The sequence below is a fragment of the Streptomyces sp. NBC_00193 genome, assembly GCF_026342735.1.
Taxonomy (GTDB): domain Bacteria; phylum Actinomycetota; class Actinomycetes; order Streptomycetales; family Streptomycetaceae; genus Streptomyces; species Streptomyces stoeckheimensis.
Window position 1 is genome coordinate 319,608 of sequence record NZ_JAPEMM010000002.1, and the last position, 16,491, is coordinate 336,098.

At 71.1% G+C, this 16,491-nt stretch carries 21 protein-coding genes and 2 pseudogenes; 13 read left to right on the plus strand and 10 right to left on the minus strand.

Features of this window, described 5'->3' with window-relative positions; genetic code table 11:
* The first annotated feature begins 24 nt into the window (after positions 1–24).
* From OG898_RS29550 to OG898_RS29565, 4 genes are all read left to right on the plus strand, one after another.
* On the plus strand, positions 25–522 hold the full coding sequence (locus OG898_RS29550; protein ID WP_250743332.1) for a hypothetical protein: 498 nt from the start codon (positions 25–27) through the stop codon (positions 520–522).
* A 78-nt stretch (positions 523–600) separates the two neighbouring features.
* Entirely contained in the window at positions 601–1,113 is a 513-nt protein-coding gene (locus OG898_RS29555) for a hypothetical protein (protein ID WP_266961041.1), read from the plus strand.
* A gap of 393 nt (positions 1,114–1,506) precedes the next feature.
* Positions 1,507–2,385, plus strand: coding sequence for a DUF4394 domain-containing protein (locus tag OG898_RS29560; RefSeq protein ID WP_266961043.1), 879 nt, complete (start codon positions 1,507–1,509; stop codon positions 2,383–2,385).
* A 588-nt stretch (positions 2,386–2,973) separates the two neighbouring features.
* Positions 2,974–3,159: a hypothetical protein gene (locus OG898_RS29565; protein WP_266961045.1), complete on the plus strand. Its 186-nt coding sequence runs from the start codon at positions 2,974–2,976 to the stop codon at positions 3,157–3,159.
* Here OG898_RS29565 and OG898_RS29570 read toward each other — a convergent pair.
* Genes OG898_RS29570 through OG898_RS29580 form a run of 3 tightly spaced genes read right to left on the minus strand, consistent with a single transcriptional unit; the run spans position 3,135 to position 4,746 of the window.
* Entirely contained in the window at positions 3,135–3,521 is a 387-nt protein-coding gene (locus tag OG898_RS29570) for an Asp23/Gls24 family envelope stress response protein (RefSeq protein ID WP_266961047.1), read from the minus strand. The genes OG898_RS29565 and OG898_RS29570 overlap by 25 nt on opposite strands.
* Positions 3,518–4,168 carry a hypothetical protein gene (locus OG898_RS29575; protein WP_266961049.1) on the minus strand — a complete coding sequence of 217 codons (651 nt, stop codon included), beginning with the start codon at positions 4,166–4,168 and terminating at the stop codon, positions 3,518–3,520. The genes OG898_RS29570 and OG898_RS29575 overlap by 4 nt, the downstream gene beginning before the upstream one ends.
* Positions 4,159–4,746 (minus strand): RNA polymerase sigma factor, encoded by a 588-nt coding sequence (locus OG898_RS29580; RefSeq protein ID WP_266961051.1) that lies wholly within the window; start codon positions 4,744–4,746, stop codon positions 4,159–4,161. The genes OG898_RS29575 and OG898_RS29580 overlap by 10 nt, the downstream gene beginning before the upstream one ends.
* A 177-nt stretch (positions 4,747–4,923) precedes the next feature.
* On the opposite strand from OG898_RS29580, the gene OG898_RS29585 reads away from it, so the two are divergent.
* From OG898_RS29585 to OG898_RS29615, 7 genes are all read left to right on the plus strand, one after another.
* Positions 4,924–5,412, plus strand: coding sequence for an Asp23/Gls24 family envelope stress response protein (locus OG898_RS29585; protein ID WP_266961053.1), 489 nt, complete (start codon positions 4,924–4,926; stop codon positions 5,410–5,412).
* 46 nt (positions 5,413–5,458) lie between these two features.
* Positions 5,459–5,644 carry a hypothetical protein gene (locus tag OG898_RS29590; RefSeq protein WP_266961055.1) on the plus strand — a complete coding sequence of 62 codons (186 nt, stop codon included), beginning with the start codon at positions 5,459–5,461 and terminating at the stop codon, positions 5,642–5,644.
* Between the two features lie 17 nt (positions 5,645–5,661).
* Positions 5,662–6,579, plus strand: coding sequence for a DUF6286 domain-containing Asp23/Gls24 family envelope stress response protein (locus OG898_RS29595; protein WP_266961057.1), 918 nt, complete (start codon positions 5,662–5,664; stop codon positions 6,577–6,579).
* Positions 6,563–7,147: a hypothetical protein gene (locus OG898_RS29600; RefSeq protein WP_266961059.1), complete on the plus strand. Its 585-nt coding sequence runs from the start codon at positions 6,563–6,565 to the stop codon at positions 7,145–7,147. Before OG898_RS29595 ends, OG898_RS29600 begins: the two co-directional genes overlap by 17 nt.
* A 108-nt stretch (positions 7,148–7,255) precedes the next feature.
* Positions 7,256–7,378, plus strand: a complete 123-nt coding sequence (locus tag OG898_RS29605) for a hypothetical protein (protein WP_266961061.1) — start codon at positions 7,256–7,258, stop codon at positions 7,376–7,378.
* 11 nt (positions 7,379–7,389) lie between these two features.
* Positions 7,390–7,923, plus strand: coding sequence for a hypothetical protein (locus OG898_RS29610; RefSeq protein WP_266961063.1), 534 nt, complete (start codon positions 7,390–7,392; stop codon positions 7,921–7,923).
* A 116-nt stretch (positions 7,924–8,039) separates the two neighbouring features.
* Entirely contained in the window at positions 8,040–8,960 is a 921-nt protein-coding gene (locus tag OG898_RS29615) for a cobalamin-binding protein (protein ID WP_266961065.1), read from the plus strand.
* A gap of 3 nt (positions 8,961–8,963) precedes the next feature.
* Here the strand turns inward: OG898_RS29615 and OG898_RS29620 are convergent.
* Positions 8,964–9,137, minus strand: a pseudogene (locus OG898_RS29620) (short-chain fatty acyl-CoA regulator family protein); the annotation flags it as partial.
* Here OG898_RS29620 and OG898_RS29625 point away from each other — a divergent pair.
* A pseudogene (locus OG898_RS29625) lies at positions 9,135–9,376 on the plus strand (hypothetical protein); the annotation flags it as partial. The pseudogenes OG898_RS29620 and OG898_RS29625 overlap by 3 nt on opposite strands.
* A 48-nt stretch (positions 9,377–9,424) precedes the next feature.
* On the opposite strand, the gene OG898_RS29630 reads toward OG898_RS29625, so the two are convergent.
* On the minus strand, positions 9,425–10,144 hold the full coding sequence (locus OG898_RS29630) for a TetR/AcrR family transcriptional regulator (RefSeq protein ID WP_250743328.1): 720 nt from the start codon (positions 10,142–10,144) through the stop codon (positions 9,425–9,427).
* A 145-nt stretch (positions 10,145–10,289) separates the two neighbouring features.
* Here OG898_RS29630 and OG898_RS29635 point away from each other — a divergent pair, with 145 nt between their 5' ends.
* Entirely contained in the window at positions 10,290–12,017 is a 1,728-nt protein-coding gene (locus tag OG898_RS29635; RefSeq protein WP_266961068.1) for an amidase, read from the plus strand.
* 48 nt (positions 12,018–12,065) lie between these two features.
* Here the strand turns inward: OG898_RS29635 and OG898_RS29640 are convergent, their stop codons facing one another.
* The 5 genes from OG898_RS29640 to OG898_RS29660 all read right to left on the minus strand — a co-directional run bounded on the left by OG898_RS29640 (position 12,066) and on the right by OG898_RS29660 (position 16,457).
* Complete coding sequence (locus OG898_RS29640; protein ID WP_266961070.1) at positions 12,066–12,560, minus strand: RidA family protein; 495 nt, start codon at positions 12,558–12,560, stop codon at positions 12,066–12,068.
* Positions 12,560–13,228 carry a pyridoxamine 5'-phosphate oxidase family protein gene (locus OG898_RS29645; RefSeq protein ID WP_266961072.1) on the minus strand — a complete coding sequence of 223 codons (669 nt, stop codon included), beginning with the start codon at positions 13,226–13,228 and terminating at the stop codon, positions 12,560–12,562. The genes OG898_RS29640 and OG898_RS29645 overlap by 1 nt, the downstream gene beginning before the upstream one ends.
* 483 nt (positions 13,229–13,711) lie before the next feature.
* Positions 13,712–14,221, minus strand: coding sequence for a hypothetical protein (locus OG898_RS29650; protein ID WP_266961074.1), 510 nt, complete (start codon positions 14,219–14,221; stop codon positions 13,712–13,714).
* A 102-nt stretch (positions 14,222–14,323) separates the two neighbouring features.
* Positions 14,324–14,629, minus strand: a complete 306-nt coding sequence (locus tag OG898_RS29655; protein ID WP_266961076.1) for a hypothetical protein — start codon at positions 14,627–14,629, stop codon at positions 14,324–14,326.
* Between the two features lie 388 nt (positions 14,630–15,017).
* The gene (locus tag OG898_RS29660) at positions 15,018–16,457 is read right to left on the minus strand and encodes an APC family permease (protein ID WP_266961078.1); all 1,440 of its coding nucleotides are present in this window, start codon (positions 16,455–16,457) and stop codon (positions 15,018–15,020) included.
* Positions 16,458–16,491: the final 34 nt, after the last annotated feature.

Genomic DNA, 16,491 nt, shown 5'->3' on the forward strand with positions numbered 1-16,491 from the left:
AGACAGAAAGAAGGAAAGCGCGCGATGCCCACGACACTGCCCGTACCGATCGAGTTCCGGCTGCCGGAGGGCTGGCAGCCCGCCCCTCCGGACGAGGTCGGCGCTCCGGGCGTGGCCTTCGTCGCGCTGCATCCGCAGCCGGATTCCGGCTTCACGGCCAACATCACCATCGACGGCGAGTACCGGCCGGACGAGGTGACGCTGGACGAGCTCGCCGACGCGTCGGTGGAGCGCCTGCGCGAGGCCGGCGAGTCCGTGGTGGTGGCCGCCCGCCGGGAGATCGGCCCCGAGGGCGCGCCGGGCCTGACCCAGCGGGTGAGCTTCTCGGCGGTCGCGGGCGGCGTGCGCCGCGAGCTCGTCCAGTCCCAGGTCTACTTGTCCATGCTGGACGTCCACGACCCGCGCAAGCGTGCGGTGATCCGGATGGTGCTGACCGCCACCGCGGAGCAGCACGACGGCGTCCTGGGCGACTTCCAGGAGTTCCTGCGCACGGTGGGCCCGGACACGGCGGCGGGGTCGTAGGAGCCGCTCCGGATCGTAGGAGCCGCTCCGGATCGTTCGATCTTGTATCGAACGGCCGGGTGTCCCTAGGTTGGTGCGATGGGTCTCTTCGACAAACTCACCGGCACCAGGCACCCCGACCGCGGCATCGCACCGCGCTCCGCCGAGGAGGTACGGGCGGCACTGCTCGGGCTCTTCGCGGCGGACGCGCCGTACGTCGTGCGCGGGGGCGCCCCCGAGGGCGCCGACCTGGTGGCGGAGTGGCGGATCCAGGAGCCCGCGTGGCACACCTTCTTCGCCCGGACCCAGGTGAGCCGTGTGCTCCAGATCCGGCTGCGCCTGGACGCGGCCGCCCGCGAGGTCCGCAGCGTCGACCGGCAGTTCGAGGTCACGTGGCTGGGAGGTACGCCCCGGCTGGCCCTGTCGGCGGAAGCCGCGCGCGGGCAGGTCACCACGGTGTCCCGGCGCTGGAAGGTCGAGCGCGGGGACGACGGCGGGCTCGGGGCCACCGAAGCGTTCCGCTTCGACAACGCGGACCTCAAGGACCCCCTCCGCGAGGCGGTGCTCGCCGCGGGGTGGACCTGGCGCGGGGTCGCCTTCGGGAAGCTCTGACGCGGACGGCGGCGGGGGATCCGGCCGTCCCCCGGCCGACGCCCGGTGCCTGCCGCCCCGCAGGGGCCGGCTCCGGCCGGCGTCGGGCCACGGGCCTGCGCGCCCGCGCCTGATGGCATCGCCTGGTCCGTCGAGAAGGACGTCACCCCGTACCGCGACACGGCGAGCTACGGGTCCGGTCTCCCTGATCCGGCCCGCCGCCCACCCTGCGGGTCCTCGGCGCCGGCCCTTGCGAAGCCACCGAGGTGTCACCCACGGCATGGAAGACGGCGCGACTGCGCCGTTGGAGTGGACTGCGGGCGCGGGCCACGTCCGTGGGTGGGCCGGCTCCGAAGGACGCGTGGAGCCTGCCAGCCCCTGGCCGGACCACACTCGCCCTCGTAAAAGGTGATCATGCGTACTCGCAGCACTGTTCTCGCCCTGTCCGCCGTTCTGGCGGCCGCCTGCGCCGCTCCGGCCCTCGCCGCGGGATCCGGCATCGGCACGCCGCCGGAGTCGCGGCCTGCCGTGGAACACCGCGGCCTGACGGCCGTCGGGCTCACCTCCGAGCAGCGGCTGGTGGAGTTCGACGTCGACAAGCCCTCCAAGACCCGGTCGCTGGGCAAGGTATCCGGCCTGGTCGGCGACGCCAAGCTCGTCGGAATCGACTTCCGCGTCCACAACGAGCAGCTGTACGGCGTCGGTGACCAAGGCGGCATCTACACCCTGAGCACCGCCGACGCGAAGGCGACCAAGGTCTCCCAGCTCACCGTCGCCCTGTCGGGCATGCGGTTCGGAGTCGACTTCAACCCGGCCGCCAACCGTCTGCGCGTCATTTCCGACACGGGACAGAACCTGCGCCACAACATCGACGACAACGCCGCCGCGCTGACCACCACGGTGGACGGTACGCTCGCCAACCCCACCACCCCGCCCTCGACCGCGCTGGGCGTCACCGGCGCCGCCTACACCAACAACGATCTCAACGCCGCGACCGGCACCACGCTGTTCGACCTCGACACGATGGCCGACCGGATCTCCCTGCAGTCCCCGGCCAACGCCGGCACCCTCGCCCCCACGGGCAGTCTCGGTGTCAACGCCGCCCTCGATGCCGGATTCGACATTTATCACTCACCCGAGTCCGGCCTGAACAAGGGCTTCGCCGCCCTCGACGCGGGCAACGGCCATAGCCTCTACGAGATCAACCTGCTCACCGGCAAGGCGAGCAGCCTCGGAGCGTTCCCGAACAAGCAGCAGGTCACCGACATCGCCCTGCCTCTGAACCAGGAGTGATACCCCCGCGATCGGTCGTCCGGTCGGGCTGCTCGAGGGCCGCCCACCGGGCAACCGGTTCCCCGTCGGGCGACAGGCCATCCGGCCCGGTGCTCAAGCCCGAGGCGGCCTCGCCCGGGCGTGGAACGCCATTGGCGGCTGCGACATACGGGTGATCTTCAATCTGCGCCCGTAACGGGGATACTGCCGGATTGTCCTATAGGCATGACGTCCTCGCACACACTGTCCCGGCAGCCGGCCCGAGCCACTGCCCCGCACTCCCTTCCCTCGCCGGACGAACGTCGCAGGCTCCGCGAACTGTGGGACCTGACTCCGCAGCAGGTCGCGGTGGCATTCGGCGTACGGGCAGCCACCGTCCGCTCCTGGGAGTCCGGACGCAGTCAGCCGACCGGCAAACGGCGTGAGGCGTATCGGCGCTTCCTTCAGGGCCTTGCCCAGCGGGCCGACATCCAGCCGCGCGCCGCTGCCCTGCCGGCCAGTCGCAGCCCGGAGTCCGTCGCGCACGGCGGGCCCCCTCGCCGGGGTCCGAGCACACCTGCAGTGGAGCTCGGACCAGCGGCAAGCGCGGCACCCTCGGCACCAGGACACATGGAAGAGCCTTCTGTGCGCGACGCACGGGACGTACGGGTGGTGTGGGACCCGGTGGCCAGTCCGGCGCCTGCGCCCCTTTCCGATGCGCACGGGGCGCGGCTGGGTGCGGCGATCGCGGTGCTGGCGGGGTGGGTGCTGGTTCTGGTGACTCTGGGCACCTACGTACCGGGGTGGGCCGGCTGATCGTGCGGCGCGGTGGAGACGATCCCGGTCACGGTCACGGTGACGTGAACCGGGATCGGCTGCGTGGAGGCGTGGACCGCCTGGACGGTCTCGCGGATGGCTCGCGTGACGTCCAGGGCCCGATGCCCGCGCAGCAGGACGACGTGGACCTCGACGACCTGCCCTTTCCCCGGGAGGCTGGTGATCCGGATGCCTGGCGGGCGTTGGGGAGCGGTGGCCGGAGACCGGAGTGCTGCTGCGGAGGTGACCGCGGTGCGCAGCAGATCGCCCAGGGCGGGTTTGAGGAAGGCGACGCCCTTGACGCCCAGGACTGCCTGGCCGGCCATCACCAGGGCCCGTTCGGCGTTGTTCGCTGTGGTCATCGTGGTTCCTCGCCCAAGGCTTCTTGATGGATGTCGGCAATGGCCACATCGATGGCGGCGATGTTCATGCCCAGGTCGTGTTCAGAGGCTGCCGCGATGCTCCGGCGGACGCGGTCCGCGGTGGCCTGCAGGTCCCGGGAGATCTCGACGGAGACCTCGATCCGGACCTGCGCGGGCGTCCGGGCCTGTGCGTCGCAGGAGGGTGTGGGGCTGATGCGGCAGCTGCCCGCGCGAACCCCGGGGACCCGTTCGGCTGCCGCACGGAATACGCGGGCGGCGACGGCTTCGTACATCCATGCGTCCTCGTCCGCCTCCCCCAGGGCGAGGGTACGGCCGGGGCGGAGTTCCAGGCGTACGACGTCCATGACGCTGGCGGTGAGCCGAGCGGCATCGGCCTCCCAGTCGGCTCCGGTCTCCTGGCCGTCGCGGTGGACGGCGTCGCGAAGGCGGGCGAAGTCCTCGAGCGCCGCGCCACAGTGGGGGCACTCGGCGGTGTGGGGGTCGGCGGGCCAAGGCTCAGGGCCCGCGCCGTGCCGGTCCTGCCGGTCCCACAGGTCCGCCAGGTCCCTTCCGCACGGCAGGAAGCCGTCGTCCTCGGCCTCGGCGGGGCTTTGTGGCTCAGGCTCGCGGGGTTGGTTCATCGCCATGCGCTCATCGCCTCCGTGAGACTGCGCCGTGCCCGGAACACTCTGGCCCGTACGGCTTCCTGGCTGATTCCGACCGTCTCCGCGATCATCTCGTACGACATCGTCTCGATCTCCCGCAGGATCCAGCAGGCGCGTTGTTCCGGCGACAGGACGCCCATCGCCTTGCCGAGGGCGTGAACGGCGGCCTGGGATTCGGCCGCGCGCTCGGGGGAACTCTGGTGGTCGGGCGCGGCCTGGTCGGGCAGATCGTCGATGTCGGTGGCGGGGCGCCGGGCCCGCAGTGTGTTCAGACAGCGGTTGGTGACGATCCGGTGCAGCCAGGTGGCGAATCCCGCATCGCCGCGGAATTCGGGGAGTTTGCGCCATGCGCTGACGAAGGCCTCCTGGACGGCGTCCTCGGCTTCCGCCTTGTTCCCCAGGAGCTGCGAGGCAAGCCGCAGCATGCCGGGGCCGTGTCGGCGGACCAGGCGCTCGAAGGCCTCCTCGTCTCCCTCCGCCGCCCTGACGGCGAGGAGGGCGTCGTCGGGCCGGTCCACCACTCCCGGGCGCTGTGGCCTTGCGTCCCGCTCAGCCGTCACGTGGCGGCTCCTTTCGCGTTCACCTCGTTGGACACCGCCAGTGCCCCCCGCGTTACGGGCACCGCGCCGGAAATCTTTCCTTCCGCTTCATTCGGAACCGGTGCGTAACGGGACTGCCGTGGCCGGTGTCGAACGTACGCAAGGCACTTTCACCGTCGATCTCCTCGGAGGAGCACGATGAGCACGCAGGAACTGGCCCCGGTCACCACCACCCGCAAGGACGGCTCGGCCACCACGACATTGAGCACGGGGCAGAGCGGCGCCTCGGAGCCTGCGTCCACCCGCGGGAAGACGTCCATCGCCGACGTCGTCGTGGTCAAGATCGCAGGCATGGCAGCACGCGAGATCCCCGGTGTCCACGACATGGGCGGCGGCCTGTCGCGCACCCTGGGCGCGGTGCGCGACCGGGTGCCCGGCGGCCGCCCCGACGTCGGACGCGGGATCAAGGTGGAAGTCGGTGAGCGTCAGACGGCGATCGACGTCGATCTCGTCGTCGAGTACGGCGTCCCGATCACCGACGTCGCCCGCGACGTGCGCGAGAACGTGATCGCGGCGGTGGAGCGCATCACCGGGCTGGAGGTCGTCGAGGTGAACGTGGCCGTCAATGACGTCCACCTTCCCCAGGACGCCGAGCCGGCCACCCTGACCGAGAACAGGGTCGAGTGAACGCAGCCCTCCGGTACCTGTTCCGAGTGTCACGAAAGGCGGAGTGATGGGCAAAGACGTGCTGGGCCTCCTGGTCGGCACGGCGTTGGCGTTCGCCGGCTGGTTCGGCGGATTCGGCGCCTTCCTGCTGGTCGCCGCTCTCGGAGCACTCGGCTTCGCGGCCGGCCGGTTCCTGGAGCACGGGGGCGACCTCCGTGACCTGCTGGTGTCCCGTGAACAGGGCAGGCGGTGACGCCACGGGAGCGGGGCATGACCACGATCGCCGACCGAGTGGTTCGCAAGGTCGCCGAGCAGGCCGCGCGGGAAGCACTCACCGGCTCCGGCGGCACGGTGCGCAGAGGGACTGCCTCGGTACGCGGGCACTCGGCCGAGGTCGGCGTGGACATCGCCCTCGGCTACCGCGGCGTGGCAGGCGAGGCCGCCCACGCCGTACAAGAGCATGTCGCCGAGCGCACCGCGCACCTGACGGGGCTGCACGTACCCGCCCCGCGCATCGGTGTCCGCGCACTCGCAACGATCCACGGCGCACCGGCCCTCGTCGCCGGCCCGGCTGCTTCCCCGCCGGAACGGGCGCGCGGGCGCAGATGGTCCGAACGCCGTCTCCCGGTCGGAGTCCTGGCGGTCCTGGCCTTGGCCGTGACCGCAGCCCTGCTCCGGGATGTGGCCGCCGTGCACCTCCGGGGACGAGCACCGGCGCCGTGGCGAGGACAGGTGCTCGGCTGGCTCACCGGCCACGGTCCGGCGACCACACCGTCCTGGGCCGCAGGAACGCTCGTCGTGGCAGGTCTGTGGATGATCGTGCTGGCTCTCGCTCCCGGACACCGAAGCGATCTGGTGATGTCCACGTCCGACCCGGGCGTACGCGCCGTCATCGGCCGGCGCTCCGCCTCACACCTGGTGCGTGCTGCCGTCTGTCAGGTCCCCGGCGTCACCGGCGCCCGCATACGGGTAGGCCGAAGGCGGCTGACCGTCTGGGCCGACCTTGCCCACGGCGACCGGTCCCACGCCCGTGACGGCGTCACGGAAGCCGTCACGGGCGCGGTGCAGGAGTGGGGGCCGGCCGCGCCTGCGCGAACTCGCGTGCGCGTGCGCGTGCGCCCGAGCCCCTCGTGGCACCCGACGCCCACTCCGCAGGAGGAAGGAGAAGCCGATGGACCGTACGCGTAACACCGTCAACCGGCTCGCCCTGCTGGCCGGCGGCTGCCTGCTCCTCGCAGTCGGCACGGCCGCACTCGCTGCGCACACCGCCGCCCGGCGCCGGACACCGCGCTGGTGGACGGACTTCAGCAGCCGCGGACGCTGGCTCGAACCCCAGGCCTGGGCGACCGGCCGCGCCCACCCGGCTGGAGCGCAGGCGTCACCGCCGCCCTGGTCCTGGCCGCTCTCACCGCGGCGGCCCTGCTCCTCCTCCAGCTGCGCCGCCGCACCCTCCGGCAGCTGCCCCTGGACGGCCCGGCCACTTCCCTGGAAGGCCGCGCCGTCACGGGTGCGGTCACCGCCCGTCTCCTCGCGATGCCGGGGTGTGCACTCGGGTCGCACCACGCTCCACGGAACGCCGGTCTCTCCGCGCCTTCACACCCGACTCGTCGTCGACGACACTGCTTCGCCACGACGGCTCCTCACGACCCTGACCGCATCGACCGTTCCCGAGGCCCGAGAATTCCTCAACGCCCGTGGCCTCACCGCCGAGGTCCGGATCACCGTCCGCCGGACCCGAGGACGCAAAATCGGATAGCTGACAGCGGGACGTGGATGGCCTGCCGGTGCGTCCGACCGGCGGCTACATGTACCTGCCCGACGACCTCGACCCGCAAGCACGGCGCTCCCGACCGACTACAAGCGCATGGTCGAGACGTTCGGCGAGGGCGCCTTCGACGCGTATCTGAGCCTGCACCGGGAGCCGTGGGCGGATCTCCGGGAGGACGGGCTCATCGTCTGGGCGGGCACGGAGCACGAGGACCTGTAGGCTCCGCGCCCGTGGACGACATACGGCAGACAACCATCACCTTCAGCGGAACCCTGACGCGGGAGGAGTTCGACGAGGCCCTCGCAGCAACCAGATGGTTCCGACACCTGCGCGGGCTCGTCCTCGTGGCCGCGGTCCTGCTGGCGGTGCTGAGCCTGAAGCCCGGTAGCGCCGACCCGATCAACACGGGTCTGCTGGCGCTCGCTCTTGTCTATGGTGCGCTCGGCCTGATCCTTCCCCCGATACTGGCCGGCCGCATGTTCCGTGCCGACCAGGCCACTGGGGAGAAGCAGGCCGTCATCGACCACGCCGGCTGCGTCGTCTCCCGAGGCTCCGAGGAACTCATGCGGGTGCCGTGGCGCACCATGTACCGCTACTACGAGACGGAGCGGGTCTACGTGGTGACCGGCCGCCTCGGTTGGAAGGTCGGCCTGTTGATCGTGCCCAAGCGGCTACTGACCAGGACGAGCGAGACCGAACTGATCGGCCTTCTGCTGGAGTCCACGGTTCGCCGCGCGAAGCGCAAGCAGGCACACGGCCGTTAACCTCAGCCAGGGCTGAAAGAAGCAGCCTGGCCAGGGTTCCGGTCGATGCATCGGGTCAGGCTGTCCCGCTCTCCCGTTTGAGTCCAGCCCCTCTGTGGCGCGCCTAGAGTCGGTGCATGCACATCGTCTCCCTGCTTCCCGCGGCCACGGACATCGTGGTGGACCTCGGACTCGCCGCCGACCTGGTCGGACGCACCCATGAATGCGACTGGCCACCCGCGGTGGTCGCCTCGGTTCCCGTCGTCACCCGCGCCGAATTCGACGCGGACGCACTCAGCAGCCGGGAGATCTCCGCCGCGGTGGGCGGCGCGGCACACAGCGGATCCTCGCTCTACACCCTGGACACCGAGGCTCTTGCCGCGCTCGCCCCGGACGTCCTGCTCACCCAGGACCTCTGCCAGGTCTGTGCGGTGTCCTACGAGGCTGTCTCCCGGGCGGTGCGCCTCATGGACGCCGGACCCCGTGTTCTGAGCCTGGAACCGCGAACCCTGGACGACGTGTTGGACTGCCTCGTCACCGTGGGCGAGCTGTTGGGAGTCCGTGAAGCGGCCGAGCGGCGGCGCAGCGAGTTGCTCGACCGGCTCGCCGGGGTACGGCGCGCGACGGCGGGCCGGCCTCGGCCCCGGGTGGTGGCCATCGAGTGGCTCGACCCTCTGTGGCCCGCCGGACACTGGGTGCCGGAGCAGATCACGTGTGCGGGCGGGGAACCGCTGCTGGCCGCGCCCGGAGAGCACACCACACCGATGACGTGGGACGCAGTGCGCGAGGCACGCCCGGACGTCGTCCTGGTGCTGCCGTGCGGGTTCCCGCCCGAACGGACCTTGACCGAGATCGATCTGCTCACCTCGCTGGCCGGCTGGGAGGAACTGCCCGCCGTACGAACGGGGCAGGTGTGGGTGCTGGACGGGCCCGCCTACTTCAACCGACCCGGTCCGCGTGTGGTCCGGGGCGCCGAGGTGCTCGCCCATGTGCTGCACGGGGCGCGGGCCGGGGATCCTGTGACCGAGGCCGAGGCGAGGCGGTTGGTTCGGGCTTGATGCTCACCCCCGGTCGCGGGATACGGGGTAGGGGATGAAGGTGCTGGTGTTCTCGTCGACGGCGAGGGTCCGGCCCAGGGGCGGTACGGCTCGCTGGGGGCAGTCGAGGCGTTCGCAGAGGCGGCAGCCCATGCCGATGGGTGTGGCCGCGGCCGTGTTGTCGAGGTCGAGGCCCTCGTCCTGGCCGGACGGGTCTACGGCCCGGGCTTCGGCTTCACCCTGGGCTGCACCTCGCTCTCGCCTCCGCCCTCATCAGCGGCGGGGTGGGCCCTTGGACGCCGTACCGGATGTTCGGCTGCGCCTTCGTCGGCATCTGCCTGGCCGGCCCCGCCGTCCTCACGGTCTTCCGCCGTGCCGCCCGCAAGGCCCGCGTCCGGGCCCCGATCCGCTTCCAGCCCCGGCACGGTCCCGGCTGAGCGGTGACCACGGCGTCGGCCGTCCACTTCGGGGAGGTGCGGGCGTCGTCACGCCTGACCGGTCGGACGCAGTTCGCGTTCGAGGGCGGTCAGGGCGAACGCGTGCGCGGAGGTGTCCTGCCAGCGAGACCGTCCGAACATCACGTCTTCGGAGAGACCGCTCAGCATGGCCACGGCCCGGATGGTGAACTCGGCAACGTCCACCTCGGCGAAGTGTCCCAGGTCCATGCCCTCCCGAAGGATGGCTTCCAGCCGCTCGTCCCAGCCGTCCAGCAGCGCGGTGAGGACGTGCCGGCCCGCTTCGTCGTGGCGCTGGGCCAGCACCTGCGTCCACAGGGCATAGCGTTCGTCACCCTGGTGGCGGGGCAGGTAGAAGCGGACGAACAGGTCCAGCTTCTCCGCAGGCGATGCGGCCCGGTCGCAGGCCTCCCGGAAGCGGGCCCAGAGGTCCGCTTGGCTCCATGCGAGGACTTCGAGCAGGAGGCGGTCCTTCTTGCCGAAGTGGTAGAGGATGTGCCCGGTGCTCATGCCGGCCCGCGCGGCGATGTCCGACATCCGCAGGGCCGCGGTGCCCTTCTCTGCGATGACACTGATGGCGGCCCGCATCGCCCGCCCCCGCGCCTCGTCCCCGCTGGGCTGACGCTTCCTGTCGACCGGGGCCGTAGCAGCCGGCCGGGAAGCAGCACCGGCGTCGGTCCCCGCCCCCTTCACACCCTGCGGCAGGGCAGGGTGCTGCGGCCGCGCGGGCCCGGTCTCTGACGTCGGCATGAGCTGGCTCACCTCGGTTCCGGAAATCTAGATCTCTACTCTAGACTGAAAATCTAGTCAGGATGGCAGGGTGGGTCGATTCCCGCTCGCCCGGCCCGATGCGCCGGGCGCTCGCCAGTCCGACCCGATCCCAGGAGGCAGCCGTATGACGCGCGGATTCGATGTTGTGGAGACCTGTATCGCCGACCTGCGCGCGGCGCTGGAGAAGGGCGAGACCACCTCTGTCGGGCTGCTCGACGCCTACCTCGCGCGGATCGAGGCGTACGACCGGCCCGGTACGGCCACCGCTCTCAACGCGATGGTCGTGATGAACCCGGGCGCCCGTGCGGATGCCGAGGCTTCCGACGGACGCCGTGCGCGGGGCGAGACGCTCGGTCCGCTGGACGGCATCCCGTACACCGCGAAGGACAGCTACCTCGCCGAGGGACTGACCGCAGCTTCCGGCTCCCCCGCCTTCGAGCACCTCGTGGCCCAGCACGACGCCTTCGCCATCGAGCGGCTGCGCGCGGGCGGGGCCGTCCTCATCGGCCTGACCAACATGCCGCCGATGGCGAACGGCGGCATGCAGCGCGGCGTGTACGGCCGCGCGGAGAGCCCGTACAGCGCCGACTGGCTCACCAGTGCCTACGGCTCCGGCTCCTCCAACGGCTCCGGTACCGCGACGGCGGCGTCCTTCGGCGCGTTCGGCCTCGGCGAGGAGACCTGGTCCTCGGGCCGCGCCCCCGCCTCGAACAACGCGCTGTGCGCCTACACCCCCAGCCGCGGTGTGATCTCGGTCCGCGGCAACTGGCCGCTGGTACCGACCATGGACGTCGTCGTCCCGCACACCCGCACCATGGCCGACCTGCTCGAACTGCTCGACGTCATCGTCGCCGACGACCCGAACACGCGCGGGGACCTGTGGCGCGCACAGCCGTGGGTGGCGCTGCCCCCGGCCTCGCAGGTACGACCCGCCTCGTACCCCGCGCTCGCACCCGCCGGCGCCCAGGCCGCGCACGACGCGCTCTCCGGCAAGCGCGTCGGGGTGCCCGCGATGTACATCAACGCCGACCCCGACGCCGGAACCAATCCCGACGGAGGCATCGGCGGGCAGACCGGGCAGCGCATCGACACCCGTCCCTCGGTCATCGCGCTGTGGGAAGCTGCGCGCCGCGACCTGGAAGCCGCCGGAGCCGAGGTGGTCGAGGTCGACTTCCCCGTCGTCTCGAACTACGAGTCCGACCGCCCCGGTGCGCCCTCGCTCCACACCCGCGGACTGGTCAGCCCGGAGTTCCTCACCTTCGAGATCGAGGACCTGTCCGCCTGGGCATGGGACGACTTCCTGCGCGCCAACGGCGACCCGCAGCTCCCCAGCCTGGCCGAGGTCGACAGCTCCCGCATCTGGCCCAAGCACCAGGGCGAGCTGCCCGACCGCTACGAGGGCTTCGACGACACCATCGGCGACTACCCGCGCTTCGTGCGCGAGCGCCCGTACGCCTCCCTCACCGACATGCCGCACCTCGAGCAGGGGCTGCGCGGGCTCGAGGAGACCCGCCGGGTCGACCTGGAGCTCTGGATGGACGGACTGGGCCTGGATGCCGTGCTGTTCCCCGCGGTCGCCGACGTGGGCCCCGCGGACATGGACGTCAACGAGGCGTCCGCCGAGCTCGGCTGGCGCAACGGCGTCTGGGTCGCGAACGGCAACCTGGTCCCCCGCCACCTCGGCATCCCGACCGTGACCGTTCCGATGGGCACCATGCCGGACACCGGCATGCCCGTCGGGCTGACCTTCGCGGGCCGCGCCTACGACGACAACGCCCTGCTGGCCCTCGCCGCGGCCTTCGAGAAGACCGGCATCCGGCGCACCGCGCCGCAGCGCCTGTCCGCACCGTGACCTGACGGATCCCTCCGGGCAGATCCCAAACAGCCGGTAGCGGAGGCGTCAGCCGGTGGAACGGTGCCGAGCCTCTCCCCAGTGCACAGGGGACTGGACGTCGATGACGACGGGGGCGTTCCGGGAGAGCATGGCGACGCCGACGGCGCTGCGCGCGTGGGCTCGGGATGCTCCGGTGAACGCCGCGGCGAACAGTTCGCTGGCCCCGTTGATGACCGCGGGCGGGGAGGTGAACGAGGGGTCGCCGTTCACGTAGCCGACGACCTTGACGACCTGCTTGACGGCAGAGAGGTCCCCGACGGCGGACTTCAGGGCGGCCAGGGCGTTCAGGGCGCACTGGCGGGCGGCATCGGCGGCCTGCTCGGGGGTAACCTCGGCGCCGACCTTGCCGACGTGGATCAGCTTGTCGTCGATCGTGGGCAGCTGGCCGGAGACGAACACGTACGGGCCGTTGCGCAGAGCCGGGGTGTAGGCCGCCACGGGTGTGGCGATGGCCGGCAGGACGTGACCGGCTTCGGCCAGTCGTTCCTCGGGAGTGCTCATCAGGGGTGCTCCGTCCGGAAGCGGTGGATGGACGGGTCGTAGTGGGGGGCGGGGAAGCGGTCGCCGGTGATCGCGTCGGGGACGGGGGTGCCGGGGGTGGTGGTCAGCGGAATCCAGCCCGCCCAGGATTCGACCTGGTCGTCCTTGGGTTCGTCCCGGGCGAAGCCCTCACGGACCTTCATCGAGAACTCCGTGATCGGCATGGTCAGACACGCCGTGTACCGGGCTTCCTCGACGTTGGGGCGTCGGGCGGCATGCGGCCCGGACAGCCGGCCGGGAATGACGCTCTCCACGACGTCGGCGAGGGCGTCCGCGCGTTCCTGCTCGTCCTCGATCACCGTGGCGGTCCCGAAGATCATGGCGGAGCGGTAGGCGGCCGAGTGGTGCGAGGAGGCCCGGCCCAGGATCACGCCATCGATCAAGGTCGCGGTCACGCACAACGGCGCGCCGGACGCGGCGGTGGTGATGAAGCGCCCGAACGCGGAACCGTGCAGGAGTAGTTGGTCACCCACGCGCATGTGGAGGGTGGGGATGACCACCGGGCCGAGGTCGGTGTTGAAGCCGACATGGACGGCGAGGGCCTCGTCGAGGATCGCGTAGACCGCGTCCCTGTCGTAGGTGACCCGCTCGGGATACCGATTCGCAGTAGTGCGCTCTGTGGCCGACATCTGCGCACATGTACGGTCTTGGTCATGGTGGCCCGGGCCGAGACGCCGCTGAATACCCCCATTGGCCCCACTGCAGCCGATGACAGGGGCCTGGGTCAGCGGCCTGCCGATCGGTCCGCGACCGGTGAAGGAGCTCTGCCGACCGGCCTGGCGCGGTCAGCGAGGGCTGCGCACTCGGCGGGGCCGGTGTTCTCGCTCCGGACTCGGAGTCACCGTGCAGTTGACAGGCCATCGCCTGCCAGGCCCGGCGTGAGGCGAAAGCACAACGGGCGACAACGGCCAGGTCCGCCAGCAGGGACAGCTGGATACGGCCGACACCATCACTCCTCGCATCCGAATGACTATGATGCGCAGCCGGCTCGCTTCGGCCTGGGCAGGCCCGACCGAGACCCACTGACTGCGCGCCCGTCGGGAGAGCAGTAGCGGTCAAAAGTCCGGGGATACCTGATGACGTACTCACTGCCTCCACTGCCGTTGTGGGCGTCAGTGTCCGGTGGCGGCCTTGACCATCGCGACCGCCGTCCCGATCGCCGCGTCGATCGCGCCGGCGAGCAGCGCGAACACCGTTCCTCCGCCCATGCGGATCCCGCCGTAGCACCCCCACGCGAACAAGGTGGCGACGTTGACCCCGGCCGCCGTGAGCAGGGCCGTCTTCAGGCCCATCGCCCCCAGTGCCGAGACGCCGATCAGCACCAGGGGTCCCACCGCGGACAGCAACAGAGGGCTGCTGACGAAGAGCATCGCGCGTAGTTCCCGTCCCCGTGCGAGAGCGCCGTGCATCACTCGGTGGGCCTGCTGATCGGCGACCAGCGCGGCCAGCCACAAGCCCACCGAGGCGGTCGTGACCGTCGCAGCGGCTCCGAGGACGGCCACGTGGCTGCTGCCCGCGAGGCCGATGACGACGGAGATCATGGTGATCGTCGCGTAGATCCGCTCCTTGAGCTGGGCCGCGGCCATCTCCGTGCCCGTTGCGCCCGCCGCATGTTCCGTCACGGAAGCCACCGTAAGGCGCGGGTGTACGGGGCACCGGGAACAACACCTGGCGACCGGCACCGGCACGAGATCCTTCACCGGCCTGCCGGGGGCGGGCCCCCGTCACTGCAGGATGCCCACCGCCCGGGACACCACGAGCAGCACGACGATCAGCGACACCGACGTCTGCACCATCATCAGCAGCTTCGCCCACGTCGTGAGCGGCATGGTGTCGGTCGGGCTGAATGCGGTGGCATTGGTGAAGGCGACGTACAGGTAGTCCCCGAAGTACGGTTTCCAGTCCGGGGCGGAGATCCCCGTCTGTTGCATCTGCGGGAAGAGGAAGTCGGGGTAGGCCTTGGTCGCCTGTGCTCTGGCCACCGGGCCGCCCCGGTCCCACTCCCAGTACCAGAGTGCGAAGGCGACCACATTGGTCGCCCAGACGGCTCCGGCCGGGCCGAGCAGCGCGAGCGCCCCGTCCGGCCCGGTGCCGCGAAGCAGCCCGTACGAGCCCCACGGCAGACCAGGCGTTGGCCAGACTGATGGCGGCCACCAGGATCGCCACGGTGACCGCCCACCGCTCCTCTCCCTCGGTGGGCTGACGCCAGGACGGCCTCTCCTCCGGTCCGGCGGCAGGTTCGAGCAGATCCTCGATCCGGTCCAAGCGGCGATGCAGCCGTTCCACCAGCTCGCGGCCGGCTCCCGCGTTGCTCTCACTCATGGCCCACAGTCTGAGGCGGTTGGCCGCCCGACTGACGAAGCCCCGTCCCGGACTGCCCTCATCGCCACCCCGTCACAGGAGTGCGATCTGGACGTGTCAGGCCAAGGCCTGTTCTCCAGCGGGCTCGGCCGCCGCTTCGAGCCGTGAGTGCTTGCGGCTGTAGAGGAGGTAGACGGTCAGGGCCAGAGCCAGCCAGCCTCCGAAGAGGAGGTAGGTGTCGAGCGGCAGTTCGTACATGAGGTAGCCGCACGCCAGGATCGACAGGAACGGGACGACGGGATATCCGGGGACGCGGAACCCGCGGTCGAGGCCGGGGGCGGTGCGCCGCAGGATCATCACACCGAGGGAGACGACGGCGAAGGCCGCGAGGGTGCCCATGCTGGTGAGGTCGGCCAGCAGGTTCAAGGGGAACACGGCCGCGAGGAGCGCGACGAAGCCGCCGGTCAGGAGGGTGGCGAAGGCCGGGGTGCCGCTGCGCGGGCTGACGCGGCGGAAGGCGGAGGGCAGCATGCCGTCGCGGCCCATGGTGTAGAGGATGCGGCTCTGCCCGTACAGGACGACGAGGGTGACGCTGACGAGGGAGAGCACGGCTCCGGCGGAGAGGAGAATCGCGGGCCAGCCTGCTCCGGTGATGTCGCCGAGGATGGCGGAGAGCCCGGCCTGCTGTCCCTCGAAGGCCGTCCAGGGCTGGGCGCCCACACCGACGACGGCCACCAGGACGTACAGGGTGGTGACCACGATCAGGGCGCCGATGATGGCCAGGGGCAGGGTGCGGCGGGGGTTGCGGACCTCCTCGCCGGCGGTGGAGACCGCGTCGAGGCCGATGAAGGCGAAGAACACGGTGGCCGCGGCGGCGCTGATGCCGGCCGTGCCCATGGGGGCGAAGGGCTGCAGGTTCCCGGAGTCGAAGCCGGTGATGCCCACGACGATGAACAGGACCAGCACCCCGAGCTTGATCAGCACCATGACGGTGTTGACCAGCGCCGACTCCTTGGCGCCGCGCACCAGGAGCAGGCAGCACAGGCCCACCAGGACGACGCCGGGCAGGTTGACGTAGCCGCCGGAACCCGGCGGCGCCGATATCGCGTCGGGCATCTGGAAGCCGAAGAGCCGCTGGGTGAGGTCGTTGAGGTACTGCCCCCAGCTCACCGCGATGGCGGCGCCGGAGACGGCGTACTCCAGCAGCAGGCACCAGCCCACGGCCCAGGCGGCGAACTCTCCCAGGGTGGCGTACGCGTAGGAGTACGAGGAGCCGGACACGGGCACCGCCGAGGCCAGCTCGGCGTAGCAGAGCGCGGTGAGGGCCGCGGCGACGGCGGCGAGTGCGAAGGACACGATCACGGCCGGTCCGGCTTCCGGAACGGCGCTGCCGAGCAGGAAGAAGATGCCGGTGCCGATCGTGGCGCCGATCCCGATCATCGTGAGCTGGAAGGGACCCAGGGTCCGGCGCAGGCCGCCGCCTTCCGACTCGTCGGCGAAGGTCTGCAGGGGCTTGCGTCTGAGGAGCTGCTGGCGCAGCGTCGGCCGAATGGGCATCGGAACTCCTCCAAGGGGCGGGGCGGTTACGGAA